This is a genomic window from Pedobacter glucosidilyticus DSM 23534 (genome assembly GCF_000425145.1).
In the GTDB taxonomy this organism is placed as follows: Bacteria; Bacteroidota; Bacteroidia; order Sphingobacteriales; family Sphingobacteriaceae; genus Pseudopedobacter; species Pseudopedobacter glucosidilyticus.
This window is the reverse complement of the sequence record NZ_AULF01000049.1, coordinates 1-11,980: the sequence shown is the minus strand read 5'-3', so window position 1 is coordinate 11,980 and position 11,980 is coordinate 1. Positions and strand designations below refer to the sequence as shown.

Sequence of the window (11,980 nt, the reverse complement as noted above, 5' to 3'; positions counted from 1 at the left end):
CGATTTCTCCCGTCTCTACAATCATCCATTTCCGCCTTTTAAGCTTTAAAAAACAAGGTTTTCCGCGTAAGGGAAAGTCTCTGACAGAAATCTCATCGAAAAAACCCTTAGAAATTAACTTTTCAGAGGTGAACTCTTTGGGTTGTATATTCCTTTCTTGAAGATAGATGTAATAAGAATCTGATACAGTCTCTACTTTGTCCAGTTCAAAGTATTCGCTAAGACCTTCCGGTAAGATTAATGATAGTAAGGTAGAATCCAAAATATTGATTTTATACAAAATTAATCAAATCTTTAAACCTCCCCAACTTTTACGATTGATCCACTTTTCCACGTTGTTAAAATTTTAAGTAAAAAAAATAAACCTGTCTTTGTGCTGCTACCGGTATAACGCTTTGGACATGATAAACCTAAAACGCTGATTATTAATATCCTATAGCTATCCTTTCAAAAGAACCAAATAGAACCTTATGCAACCTTTATAGAACAAAATAGAACCTATCAGCTCTTGATACTGCTACTGCTCTTGTTACTGAAATGGGATAAAGTATGGCTTTTGGTGTTTTCTTCCTTCGGTGTTCCTTCGGATTGATATGTGTGATGTATGTGTTAGGGGGGGGTAGTTGGTTGGGTGGTTAGTTTGTTAGATGGTTAGGTGTTAGTTTGTTGGGGGCTGGGTGGTTACTTGTAAGTTGTAGACTTTTTTTTGTTTAAACGCTCTAGTTTGTCAAGCGGAAAATGAAGCTTTTCTTGTCGTACGTAATGAGCCTTGCGTGATGAGATCGCTTCACTGTGTTCGCGATGATAAAGTAATCGGGATAGCCTTGGGTAATGAGGTAGCTTCACTACGTTCGCTATGTTTTAACCACTGAGGGCGCAGAGAGCGCTGAGCTGGGTGGTTACTTGAAAATTGCAGACCTTTTTTAGTGTTTAACTGCTCTAGTTGGTCAAGCGAAGAATGAAGCTTCTTTTTTTTAACCTGTATGATGAGATCGCTTCACTACGTTCGCGATGATAAAGTAATCGGGATAGCTTCATTATGTTCGCCTAGTTTGTCAAGCGAAGAATGAAGCAGTCTCTGTTATAACCTGTATGAAGGGATAGTCTTCCATGAAGAGATAGCTTCATTTCATTCGCGATGATAAAGCGTTTGTCACTGCATGGTATGAAGCTTCTCTTGCAGATGAATATTTTAAAAGAGATAGCTTAATGAAATTCACTCTAACTCTATATGTTAAGCTTAATCAATATCTTCTCACTTCAAAATCGCTTAAACCGCCTTTAAAGTTGATATAAATTTTTTGTTTGGCGGTTTTAAAGTTTGAGGTTTCGTAATCGCCTACTTCATTTTCTTTAAAACCATCAAACTTACGTGATGAAAGTTCGCTGGTATTTTCAATCAGGCATCCAGCGTTTTCAGGAATTTTAATGACCACTTTTGCAACACCAGTTTCTGCGCTAAGGCTTACACTATCTTGTAAACTACCTATTTTAATATCAAATTTTGCTGCGCCACCTTCTAAATCTAAAGTTCTTACTTTATAATCAGATAAATCAAAAGTTGCTTTACCAGCACCCATTTTTAAACTGATATCCCAAAGCGGGTTTGTATTTAAAAACAGTTTTATCTTACTATATTCTTCATCTTTAAAGTTGAAATCTTTATTGTTATTGGTTGTAAAATCCAAATTTACAGTACTATCCTGATCTGTTTTCTTTAAAATATATCTAGCCTTAGCGCCTTTTATATTAGCCTCAAATAAGTTATCTGTGTATTCATCAATCACAAAAGAACTTGCGCCTCCAGAAACTTCAAGCTTAACAATTTTAAAACGTGGGTCGTAAGTTTCGGTATAAGCATTTAACTCAGTAGCGTCTTTATCTACCTCAATTTCATCATCATTTGACCATGTAATTCCGGTATGCGTATCGTTATTTAAACCTTTATAGGTTATAAATCCTAAACTTAAGATGGTTATACTGGCTATCAAAACTGTTGCTAAAACTGTTTTCCTTTTAGCAAATAAGATATTGATACCTGTAACTATTAAAACCAGCGGCCAAAAGCGCCAAATATATCGCCAACTAAAATCAATCATATTAAAATTCTCTAGCAGGATAATCCCACCTATATAAACCAATATGATTCCCCAAAAAATTCTATCTGTTTTCATAACTATATATTTTCGTTGGTTTTATCTTCAGTTATTTCACTTATTGGTGTTTCTTCTACAGGCTCTTCTTCCTTAGTTTCTGTTGGTATTTCCTTTTCTTTTTTTGCTTTCATCAGCATGGTTATACCCAATACCACAAAAACTAAAGGCCATAATTTACCAATGCTAAACCAATCTGGTATGAGATCAAACTCATCCATTAAAAAATATGAGCCTAAAACAACGAGGATTAACCCTCCAATTGTACTCATGTTAGCGTTTTTTTCTTTCTTTTTTGATGCTTTGTAAGACCTATAATCATCGGGCATAGGTGGCTGATAATTTTTAGTGTAACTACTATACATAGTACTATATTGTTCTGGCAAAGCAATCCATAAAATGATATAAATTAAAAAGCCCCCGCCTCCAAAAAATACTGCTAATGCAAATGCAATTCTTACCCAGGTAACATCTAACTGAAAGTACTCTGCTAATCCTGAGGCAACACCAGCAACCATTTTGTCGCTCATGTTTCTTGTTAATTTTTTAGACATAATCTTGTTTTTTTACAATCCTAACACTTCTTTTCTTCCTTAAACTTGTCCGCCTGTTGGGGTAATTATCAATTGATCTATATTGGCCCCTGCACTCAGGTTTAAAGTTTGGTTAATCATCAGGGCAACATCCTCTGGCTGTATAAATTTATCTGCCGCTACGGTTGTGCCCTCCCAAGAGCTTGTTAATGTTGAACCAGGTAAAACTGCTGTTACTTTTACTTGATCATCCATTAATTCTGCTCTCATGATATTGTTAAGACTAAGCATCGCCGCTTTTGTTACACAATATGAGCCAGCATTTATAATATTATGGATACTAGCTACAGAACAAATGTTAAAAATATAACCTTTTCTTGCTTTTCGCATGCTTAAACCTATTTTTTTATACAATAGATAAGCACAATTTACATTTACTAAAAAGTGCTTTTCTAGTAAATCATCGGCTTCGTCTAAAATGGCAGCAGGCTCAAAAACGCCTACATTATTGATTAAAACATCAATAAAACCAAAATACTGTAAAGACTGCAATGCAAAAGCGTTTACTTCAGCTTTTAAACTGCAATTAACCGCCTGAGTGTATACTTTTACAGATGGATAAAGCTTCTGTATCTCTTCTTTTAAGGATAATAATTCGGTTTCATTTCTTGCACATAAAGCTAAATGATAACCTTCTTGTGCCATTTTTATAGCTATAGCTTTGCCTATTCCTTTTGTTGCGCCTGTTATGAGTATATTCATCTTGAAATTTTAGCTAAATATGTCAATTTAGGATTAATAATTGCAATTGATAAAAAAGCTTATTTTTACAAAAAATTAATTCTATGATATTTTACCATTTCGGAAAATACATTTTATTGCTGAAATCTGTTTTCAGGCGTCCTGAAAAAGCTTCTATTTACAAAAGAGAGATTTTTAAAGAGATGGTAGATATTGGACTAGGCTCTTTAGGCATCATCAGTATCATTTCTATTTTTATTGGAGCAGTTACTACTGTACAAACAGCTTTTCAGTTGGTTAGTGATTTAATTCCGAAATCTATCATCGGTTCTATTACCAGAGATTCTACCATATTAGAGCTAAGTCCTACCATTTGTTCTTTGGTATTGGCCGGTAAAATAGGTTCTAGTATAGCATCGCAAATTGGTACTATGCGAGTAACCGAGCAAATTGATGCTTTAGAAATCATGGGTATTAATGCTCCGGGATATTTGATATTACCTAAATTATTAGCTGGTGTTTTAATGATTCCTTTATTGGTAATTATTGCCATATTTTTAAGTATTACCGGCGGATATTTTGCCGGTGTAGCCTCTGGTGCTGTTACTGCAGCAGAATATATACAGGGCTTAACTACCGATTTTATTCCTTTCACTGTTACCGTGGCTATGGTTAAAGCTGTGATATTTGCTTTTATTATCACCACAGTTTCTTCTTACCAAGGTTTTTATACCGATGGAGGCGCACTTGAAGTTGGACAATCTAGTACCAAAGCAGTGGTAATTTCTTGTATTTCAATTTTAGTTGCAGATTATATAATAGCACAACTTTTACTATGATAACAGCAGAAAATATTCATAAAAGTTTTGGAGACAACCAAGTTTTAAAAGGTATTAATGCCGAGTTTAAGCCTGGTACCACCAGCTTAATTATTGGCGGATCTGGCTCTGGTAAAACTACTTTACTAAAATGTATGGTAGGTTTACACGAACCTACGGAGGGTACTGTTGAGTATGATAATAGAAACTTTACAACCATGAATTTTGAGGAGCGTATTGCTATCAGAAAAGAAATTGGTATGCTGTTTCAAAGTTCTGCTTTGTTTGATTCTATGACGGTTGAAGAAAATATCATGTTCCCGCTAAACATGTTTACAGAACAACCTAAAAAAGAAAAATTAGAGCGTGTAAATTTTGTTTTAGAGAGAGTAAATCTGGCAGGTAAAAATAAATTGTATCCATCAGAACTTTCAGGTGGAATGATGAAAAGGGTTGGTATAGCAAGAGCTATTGCCATGAACCCCAAATATTTATTTTGCGATGAACCAAACTCGGGCCTAGACCCTAAAACTTCTATTTTAATAGATGAGCTGATTAAAGAAATTACCGAAGAATATGATATTACCACCATTATTGTAACACATGATATGAACTCTGTCATGGGAATTGGAGAATACATCCTATTTTTACATCAAGGTCAAAAATGGTGGGAAGGCTCTAAAGAAGAAATAACTTCTACCAATAACCAAGAATTAAATGATTTTGTATTTGCTACAAAATTGATGGAAACTTTACTCAAAAAATAAATATAATGCCCAAACCTGCTATACAAGTACTTACCCCTACTTACTGGAAAGACTACGAATTGATTGATTGTGGCGATTTTGAAAAACTAGAACGGTTTGGAGATTTAATCCTCATTAGACCAGAGCCACAAGCTGTATGGGCAAAAGGTTTAAGCGATACTGAATGGCAAAAAAGGCATCATATAAAATTTAAAGGCCGGTCTGCCACCAGTGGCGAGTGGGTAAGAAAATCTGGAAATGTATCTGACCGCTGGCATATTACCTATAAAAACCCTGATGTTGAAATCAAATTTAGATTGGCTTTAACCTCATTTAAACATGTAGGTATTTTTCCAGAGCAGGCTGTAAATTGGGATTATATCTCATCAACCATTAAAAAGTTTAAAACCAAAAGTCCAAAAGTATTAAACTTATTTGCCTATACCGGCGGAGCTTCTTTAATTGCTAAAGCTGCTGGCGCAGATACTACCCATGTTGACTCAATAAAACAGGTAGTTACCTGGGCTAATGAAAACCAAGAAATTTCGAATTTAAAAGATATTAGATGGGTGGTTGAGGATGCCTTGAAATTTGTTCAAAGAGAGATTAAAAGAGGTAAAACTTATAACGGTATTATTTTAGACCCTCCGGCTTATGGCCATGGGCCAAAAGGCGAAAAATGGAAGCTAGAAGACCAAATTAGAGAAATGATGACTGATGTTGTTAAACTACTTGACCCACAGGAGCATTTCCTTATTTTGAACACCTATTCGCTTGGTTTTTCTTCTATCATAGTAGAAAATCTAATTACAGGTGCTTATCCGCAAGTTAAAAATTTAGAGATTGGTGAATTGTATTTAGAAGCAAGCTCAGGTATTAATTTACCGCTTGGCGTATTTGGCAAATTCCGTTCTGTTTAATTGTGAATATCTTTTTTTTAAACATCCAATACATATACCTATTTTCAAGAAAATTTAACCCATGTTATCTAAAAACACACTTTTAACAAGCATTTTTTCCTTAGGTTTGGTTTCTGTTTTAGCCTCTTGTGATGGCGCAAACAGCAAAACTGATAAAAACTCAACATCTACAGCTGATTCTTCTAAAACAAATACGGTTACAGAAGAAAAAGTGGCTAACCCATACCAACCTATAGACTCTGCCAAATATTTCGCCTTACATAAAGCCTTGGCAAACGGAGATACCACAGGTTTATGGCCAGTTAAAAACCAACCGGTACCTTCGCCAGGAGCCATTTTACCGTTTAAAAGGGTGGTAGTTTATTACGGCAACCTATACTCCAAAAAAATGGGAGCTTTAGGCGAGTATGCGCCTAAAGAAATGTGGAGAAGATTAAATGCTGAAGTTAAAAGATGGGAAAAGGCAGACCCTACAACGCCCGTACAAGCTGGTATACATTATATTGCCGTAGTTGCCCAAGGCGATGGTGGTAAAGATGGAAAATACCGTTTTAGAATGCCTGATAAGCAAATAGATTCTGCTTTAAAAATTGCTAAAATGCATGATGGTATTGTTTTTCTTGATATACAAGTATCTTTAAGTACCATTCAGCAAGAACTTCCTTTGCTAGAGAAATACTTAAAATTACCGCATGTTCATTTAGGAATAGACCCAGAGTTTTCAATGAAAACAGGACACAGACCTGGCACTAAGATTGGAACGTATGATGCAGAAGATATTAACTATTGTACTAACTACTTAGCTAAACTTGTTAAAGAGCATAACCTACCTGCTAAAATGTTGGTTGTACATCGTTTCACCAAAGGAATGGTAACCAACTATAAAAACATTAAATTAAGACCAGAAGTTCAAATAGTTATGCACATGGATGGATGGGGCGAGCCTGAACTTAAAAAAGGCACTTACCGCCATTGGATAAGAGAACAACCCGTACAATTCACAGGTTTTAAATTATTTTATAAAAACGATTTAAAGAAAGCACCAAATAGGTTAATGACTCCGGAAGAGTTATTAAAGCTTTCTCCTAAACCTATTTATATTCAATATCAATAAAAAATACTTCTAAAAGCTGCCTCACAAAAAAAGGCGGCTTTTTTTATCACTAATAAATCACCATTTAAATTCACTTTACCTACTGTAACAAAAATCTATTTAAGTTGTCTTATCTTCGTATCTATAGCTCCCATCAAAAATGAATACGAGAGAGAATATAAAAGTTGCTTTACAATCTATTAAGAGCAATAAATTACGAACATTTCTTACCGCACTTATTATTGCTATAGGTTTGATGGCTTTGGTTGGTATTTTAACTTCTATAGATGCTATTAAAGGCTCTCTTAACAACACTTTTGCCAGTATGGGCGCAAACTCCTTCACCATAAGAAACAGAGGTACAGGCATAAGAATTGGTGGTAATGGTGCTAGAAAAATTTGGCCAGTGATTACCTATCGCGAGGCTATGGCTTTTAAAAATGATTTTAATTTACCTGCTACAGTTTCTGTTAATACTTTTGCTTCTTTTGCCGCTACAGCAAAGTATGGTAATGAAAAAACAAACCCCAATATATCTGTGCTTGGCGCTGATGAGTCTTACGTTTTTACTGGAGGATACAAAATAGCAGAAGGAAGAAATTTCTCTGCTAACGAAACAGAATTTGGTGCTAGCGTTGTGATTATTGGTGATGAGATAAAGCAGAAGTTTCTTAAACAAGGCTCTGCAGTTGATAAAATCATTACCATAGGAAGTAATAAATTTAAAATAATTGGGGTTTTTGAACCTAAAGGTTCAAGTGTTGGCTTTGGTGGCGATAAAGTTTGTGTGGTGCCCATTATAAAAGGCAGGCAAATTATGAGTAACCCCAACCCTACTTATACCATTTCTGTAATGGCTAACGACCCTACCAAAATGGATTATATGATTGGCGAAGCTACGGCTTTGATGAGAAGAATAAGAGGCCTAGAAACACAAAACGACAATAATTTCGAAATCACTAAAAGTGATGCTATTGCAGAAACACTGATTGAAAATCTTAAAATAGTGCAGATTGCTGGTGTAGCCATAGGTTTAATTACCCTAATAGGTGCTGCAATTGCATTAATGAATATCATGATGGTTTCTGTAACGGAAAGAACCAGAGAAATAGGTATCAGAAAAGCTATTGGAGCCACACCACAAGTTATTAGAAAACAATTTTTATACGAGGCCATTGTAATTTGTATGATGGGCGGAATGTTTGGTATTTTCCTAGGCATCATCATGGGTAATTTATTAGCCATTGCCATGGGAGCTTCCTTTCTTATTCCTTGGGCTTGGATACTACTCGGTCTTTCTGCTTGCGTAGGAACGGGACTAGTCTCTGGTTTTATCCCAGCTTCTAAAGCTGCAAAGCTAGACCCTGTAGAGGCATTGAGGTACGAATAAAAGAGCCTCACCCTAAATCCCTCTCCGAAAGAGAGGGACTTGCTTATATAGTGACTCTACTAATAGCATAAACTATATCTAAAAACTAACCAACTAACAACCAATAACTGGCAACCTACAACCGATAACTATTTCAACAACTCATTTTGTAAAGAATAATCAGAAAGTAATTGTTCTACAGTTGGTGTAAAAAGAGATTTTTGAAGAGAATCTGCATGTCTTAAATGGTGCATATCAGAGCCTAAAAAATCAATCATCATATTTTCAACTAAATTTTCTGCGACCTTTTGGGCTTGCTTGCCATAATGGTTGCTTAATGAAATGGTATTTAACTGAAAATAGCAACCGTATTCTTTTACTTGTTGATAGCTTTCTAAAGAGCCATAAAGATAAGGATAACGCTCTGGATGCGCTAGAATGGGTTTATAACCTTTATCATTCATTTTTTGAATAACATCTTTAAGGTTATTTGGGTAATTGATGTACGAAAGTTCAAATAAAAGGTAATTATCTCCTAGGGTGAGTAAATTTCCGGCATCTAGTTTCCTTTCAAAAGTTTCGTCAAGATAGTATTCAGCAGCAGCTTCAACAGCTATTTGGATATTTTCCTTTTCTAGCTCTTCTTTTAGTTCATCAAGAGCTTTAAAGATGGTATCAGGCGTATTTCTATAATAATCTGCCATGATATGTGGCGTTGCTATTAATTTGGTAAAACCCAAATCCATCAACCTTCTAACCAACATGATAGATTCTTTTACTGTTGGCGCACCATCATCTATACCAGGTAGGATATGCGAGTGCATATCCACCTGAATACGATTAAAATTATATTTTGCTTCTTTCTTCTTTTTAAAAAACGGAAACATTAACGGTTTTGATATTGATCTTCATAGTAATGCTGATAGTTACCCGAAGTTACATTATTTAACCACTCTTCATTAGCCAAATACCAATCAACAGTTTTTTCTAAACCTTCCTCAAACTGCAAGCTTGGCTCCCAGCCTAAATCATTCTTTAGTTTTGTAGCATCTATCGCATAACGTAAATCATGTCCGGCTCTATCGGTAACAAATGTAATCAGTTGTGCTGATGTACCTTCTGGTCTGCTTAGTTTCTTATCCATCACTTTACACAAGGTTCTGATTAAATCAATATTTGTCCATTCATTATGTCCACCAATATTGTAAGTAGAACCTGTTTTGGCTTTATGGAAAATTACATCAATAGCTCTGGCATGGTCTTCTACCCATAACCAATCTCTGATATTTTCGCCTTTACCATAAATTGGAATAGGTTTATTGTTTTTGATGTTATTGATAGAAAGCGGAATTAGTTTCTCTGGAAAATGGAAAGAACCATAATTGTTTGAGCAGTTAGAGATTACACAATCCATACCATAAGTATCATGATAAGCTCTTACAAAATGGTCTGAACTTGCTTTAGAAGCAGAATATGGTGAATGTGGGTCATAAGCAGTTTGCTCTGTAAACATTTCTGTGCCTTCGCCTAAAGTTCCATAAACTTCATCTGTAGAAACATGATAAAAACGTTTTTTGTCATAATCGCCTTTCCAACTATTTCTAGCAGCATTTAATAAGTTTACGGTACCAACCACATTAGTCATTACAAACTCTATCGGGTTAGCAATAGACCTATCAACATGAGATTCTGCCGCTAAATGGATAACAGCATCAAAATTTTCATTAGTAAATAGCTTATTGATAAACTCAGCATCAACAATATCTCCCTTTACAAATTTGTAATTAGGCGCTTGTTCAACGTCTCTCAAATTTTCTAAATTACCAGCATAAGTTAATTTATCTAGATTAACAATTTGATAGTTTGGATAAGTATTTACAAAACGCCTTACCACATGTGAGCCTATAAAACCAGCTCCACCTGTTATTAATATTTTTTTCATTTTTTAGTTGTTAGTTGTTAGTTGTTAGCTGGTTAGGATGCTTTTCTAACAACCTAAATACTAATAACTAACAAACTATTTTAAAACGGATTATTCTTAATATATTTCTCCCATTCCCAAGCAGATTTCATCATTTCTTCAATACCTAAAGCTGCTTTCCAGCCAAGTTCTTGAGTAGATTTTGTAACATCGCCATAAACTTGTTCTACATCGCCTTCTCTTCTTGGACCTATTTGATAATCTAATTTTTCTCCTGTTGATTTCTCAAAAGCATGGATAATTTCTAGTACCGATGTTCCTTTACCTGTACCAATATTATAAACCTCGTAATTATCAGCAGATTTACCAGACTCCATTCTTTCAATAGCAGCAACATGTGCCTTTGCTAAATCTACTACATGGATGTAATCTCTTATACAGCTACCATCAACGGTATTGTAATCATTACCAAAAACGGTTATTTTACCTCTTTTTCCTATTGCAGATTGTGTGATAAAAGGAACTAAATTTTGAGGGACACCAATAGGCAACTCTCCAATAAGTGCCGATTCATGCGCCCCAACCGGATTAAAATATCTTAACGCAACAATATTATAATTTTTATTTACTGATGCTGTATCTTTTAAAATTTCTTCTGCTACCTGCTTGGTATTTCCATAAGGAGATTCTGCTTTTTTAACAGGCGCTGCCTCTGTAACAGGTAAAACATCAGGCTGACCGTAAACTGTACAGCTAGATGAAAAAACAAAATTGATAGGTTTCCCTTTATAAGCATCAAGCAAATTAATCAGCGAAACAAAGTTATTTTTATAATAATCTAAAGGCTTTTGTACAGATTCTCCAACAGCTTTATAGGCTGCAAAGTGTATGATACCTTTGATATCTGGATTTTCTGCTAAGAAAGCTTTAGTTTTAGCTTCATCACATAAATCAAACTCATGAAACTCTGGTTTATAACCGATGATTTTTTCTAATTGGTCTAATATTTTGATAGATGAATTAGAAAGGTTGTCTACAATAACCGGAGTATAACCTGCATGATGCAATTCTACTACGGTGTGCGAGCCTATAAATCCGGTACCACCGGTTACAAGAATTTTATTTGCCATTTATTTTTTATTGAAAGTAGTAAAATCTTTGTGGTCTATTTTTTCTAAAGCCTCTTTTGATAGCGATTTAAAATATTCGTAAGTTATTTTTAAACCTTCTGCCCTGTTTACTTTAGGCTCCCATTTTAACAGTTCTTTAGCCTTGGTTATATCGGGGCGACGTTGCTTAGGATCATCTTGTGGCAAAGGTTTATAAATTACCTTTTGTTGTGTGCCTGTTAGCTTAATAATTTCTTCTGCAAACTGACCAATCGTAATTTCATCTGGGTTTCCGATGTTTACTGGATGAGCGTAATCAGACATCAACAATCTGTAAATACCTTCTACCAAATCATCTACATAACAAAATGAACGAGTTTGTGTACCATCACCAAAAACAGTTAAATCTTCTCCTCTTAAAGCTTGTCCTATAAATGCTGGCAATACTCTACCATCATTTAAACGCATTCTTGGACCATAAGTATTAAATATTCTTACAATTCTGGTTTCTACGCCATGGAAAGTGTGGTAAGCCATCGTCATTGCTTCTTGAAAACGCTTAGCTTCATCGTAAACG

The 11,980-nt window shown here is 35.0% G+C and carries 13 protein-coding genes; 5 read left to right on the top strand and 8 right to left on the bottom strand.

The annotated features are described in order from the left end of the window. From H510_RS20415 to H510_RS0112450, 4 genes are all read right to left on the bottom strand, one after another. The coding region (locus H510_RS20415) for an ISAon1 family transposase N-terminal region protein (RefSeq protein WP_026904631.1) at nucleotides 1–262 on the bottom strand (262 nt) is incomplete at its 3' end. Between the two features lie 982 nt (nucleotides 263–1,244). Then, on the bottom strand, nucleotides 1,245–2,174 hold the full coding sequence (locus H510_RS0112460) for a LiaF transmembrane domain-containing protein (RefSeq protein ID WP_026904630.1): 930 nt from the start codon (nucleotides 2,172–2,174) through the stop codon (nucleotides 1,245–1,247). A 2-nt stretch (nucleotides 2,175–2,176) separates the two neighbouring features. Next, complete coding sequence (locus tag H510_RS0112455; RefSeq protein WP_081659277.1) at nucleotides 2,177–2,707, bottom strand: PspC domain-containing protein; 531 nt, start codon at nucleotides 2,705–2,707, stop codon at nucleotides 2,177–2,179. 39 nt (nucleotides 2,708–2,746) lie between these two features. Then, entirely contained in the window at nucleotides 2,747–3,448 is a 702-nt protein-coding gene (locus H510_RS0112450) for an SDR family NAD(P)-dependent oxidoreductase (protein ID WP_026904628.1), read from the bottom strand. An 83-nt stretch (nucleotides 3,449–3,531) separates the two neighbouring features. Here H510_RS0112450 and H510_RS0112445 point away from each other — a divergent pair, with 83 nt between their 5' ends. The 5 genes from H510_RS0112445 (at nucleotide 3,532) to H510_RS0112420 (ending at nucleotide 8,394) form a co-directional block, all read left to right on the top strand. Beyond that, the gene (locus H510_RS0112445; protein ID WP_026904627.1) at nucleotides 3,532–4,266 is read left to right on the top strand and encodes an MlaE family ABC transporter permease; all 735 of its coding nucleotides are present in this window, start codon (nucleotides 3,532–3,534) and stop codon (nucleotides 4,264–4,266) included. Further along, nucleotides 4,263–5,012 carry an ABC transporter ATP-binding protein gene (locus H510_RS0112440; RefSeq protein ID WP_026904626.1) on the top strand — a complete coding sequence of 250 codons (750 nt, stop codon included), beginning with the start codon at nucleotides 4,263–4,265 and terminating at the stop codon, nucleotides 5,010–5,012. The genes H510_RS0112445 and H510_RS0112440 overlap by 4 nt, the downstream gene beginning before the upstream one ends. 5 nt (nucleotides 5,013–5,017) lie before the next feature. Next, nucleotides 5,018–5,911, top strand: a complete 894-nt coding sequence (locus H510_RS0112435; protein ID WP_026904625.1) for a class I SAM-dependent methyltransferase — start codon at nucleotides 5,018–5,020, stop codon at nucleotides 5,909–5,911. Nucleotides 5,912–5,972: 61 nt separating this feature from the next. Next, on the top strand, nucleotides 5,973–7,025 hold the full coding sequence (locus H510_RS0112430; protein WP_036692783.1) for a hypothetical protein: 1,053 nt from the start codon (nucleotides 5,973–5,975) through the stop codon (nucleotides 7,023–7,025). 139 nt (nucleotides 7,026–7,164) lie between these two features. Continuing rightward, nucleotides 7,165–8,394 (top strand): ABC transporter permease, encoded by a 1,230-nt coding sequence (locus tag H510_RS0112420; RefSeq protein ID WP_026904623.1) that lies wholly within the window; start codon nucleotides 7,165–7,167, stop codon nucleotides 8,392–8,394. A 128-nt stretch (nucleotides 8,395–8,522) separates the two neighbouring features. On the opposite strand, the gene H510_RS0112415 is transcribed toward H510_RS0112420, so the two are convergent. The 4 genes from H510_RS0112415 to H510_RS0112400 form a co-directional block, all read right to left on the bottom strand. Beyond that, nucleotides 8,523–9,260 carry a tyrosine-protein phosphatase gene (locus tag H510_RS0112415; RefSeq protein WP_026904622.1) on the bottom strand — a complete coding sequence of 246 codons (738 nt, stop codon included), beginning with the start codon at nucleotides 9,258–9,260 and terminating at the stop codon, nucleotides 8,523–8,525. Beyond that, on the bottom strand, nucleotides 9,260–10,315 hold the full coding sequence (gene rfbB / locus H510_RS0112410; RefSeq protein ID WP_026904621.1) for a dTDP-glucose 4,6-dehydratase: 1,056 nt from the start codon (nucleotides 10,313–10,315) through the stop codon (nucleotides 9,260–9,262). Before rfbB ends, H510_RS0112415 begins: the two co-directional genes overlap by 1 nt. A gap of 80 nt (nucleotides 10,316–10,395) precedes the next feature. After that, nucleotides 10,396–11,424 carry a UDP-glucose 4-epimerase GalE gene (gene galE / locus H510_RS0112405; protein WP_026904620.1) on the bottom strand — a complete coding sequence of 343 codons (1,029 nt, stop codon included), beginning with the start codon at nucleotides 11,422–11,424 and terminating at the stop codon, nucleotides 10,396–10,398. After that, nucleotides 11,425–11,980: GDP-mannose 4,6-dehydratase (locus H510_RS0112400; protein WP_026904619.1), on the bottom strand; the 556-nt coding region annotated here is incomplete at its 5' end.

What these genes read in the sequence shown, in the direction of transcription:
- galE (WP_026904620.1), bottom strand. Translation starts at nt 11,424, where the DNA reads ATGGCAAATAAAATTCTTGTAACCGGTGGTACCGGATTTATAGGCTCG.
- H510_RS0112455 (WP_081659277.1), bottom strand. Translation starts at nt 2,707, where the DNA reads ATGTCTAAAAAATTAACAAGAAACATGAGCGACAAAATGGTTGCTGGT.
- H510_RS0112420 (WP_026904623.1), top strand. Translation starts at nt 7,165, where the DNA reads ATGAATACGAGAGAGAATATAAAAGTTGCTTTACAATCTATTAAGAGC.
- H510_RS0112460 (WP_026904630.1), bottom strand. Translation starts at nt 2,174, where the DNA reads ATGAAAACAGATAGAATTTTTTGGGGAATCATATTGGTTTATATAGGT.
- H510_RS0112415 (WP_026904622.1), bottom strand. Translation starts at nt 9,260, where the DNA reads ATGTTTCCGTTTTTTAAAAAGAAGAAAGAAGCAAAATATAATTTTAAT.
- H510_RS0112445 (WP_026904627.1), top strand. Translation starts at nt 3,532, where the DNA reads ATGATATTTTACCATTTCGGAAAATACATTTTATTGCTGAAATCTGTT.
- H510_RS0112430 (WP_036692783.1), top strand. Translation starts at nt 5,973, where the DNA reads ATGTTATCTAAAAACACACTTTTAACAAGCATTTTTTCCTTAGGTTTG.
- H510_RS0112440 (WP_026904626.1), top strand. Translation starts at nt 4,263, where the DNA reads ATGATAACAGCAGAAAATATTCATAAAAGTTTTGGAGACAACCAAGTT.
- H510_RS0112435 (WP_026904625.1), top strand. Translation starts at nt 5,018, where the DNA reads ATGCCCAAACCTGCTATACAAGTACTTACCCCTACTTACTGGAAAGAC.
- rfbB (WP_026904621.1), bottom strand. Translation starts at nt 10,315, where the DNA reads ATGAAAAAAATATTAATAACAGGTGGAGCTGGTTTTATAGGCTCACAT.
- H510_RS0112450 (WP_026904628.1), bottom strand. Translation starts at nt 3,448, where the DNA reads ATGAATATACTCATAACAGGCGCAACAAAAGGAATAGGCAAAGCTATA.